The organism is Marinimicrobium sp. UBA4209 (assembly GCF_002381585.1).
Lineage (GTDB): Bacteria > Pseudomonadota > Gammaproteobacteria > Pseudomonadales > Cellvibrionaceae > Marinimicrobium > Marinimicrobium koreense.
Map to the genome: position 1 here is coordinate 4,164 of NZ_DFTP01000085.1, position 297 is coordinate 4,460.

The 297-nt window shown below is 63.6% G+C and carries 1 protein-coding gene; it reads left to right on the top strand.

What is annotated here, in order from left to right:
- Nucleotides 1–35: 35 nt before the first annotated feature.
- Nucleotides 36–297, top strand: a 262-nt coding sequence (locus tag B3187_RS12340; RefSeq protein WP_286806775.1) for a hypothetical protein, incomplete at its 3' end; no start/stop codon positions are given.

The following is a 297-nucleotide window of genomic DNA, read 5'->3' on the forward strand; positions in this document are numbered from 1 at the left end:
CCGACAACCCGGACCTCACGGAAAGGAGGGACCTGATGACCAGACGCCACTGGCTGCTGAGTCTGTCACTGCTGTTTTCGCTGCTCGCATCGCCCGCCTGGGGCAATGACCCGCACGCGCCCCACTCCCTGAACATCACCCCGGGGCAGGACACCTACGACCTGACCGGCAAGGCGCTAATCCTCAAGCAACCCAAGGAGGGCAACCTCACGCCCTCAGACCTGTTGGCCGATACGACCAGAGCCTGGCAACCCCTGTCATCCTCTGCCCCCAACTTCAGCTTCAGCGACCGTGCCT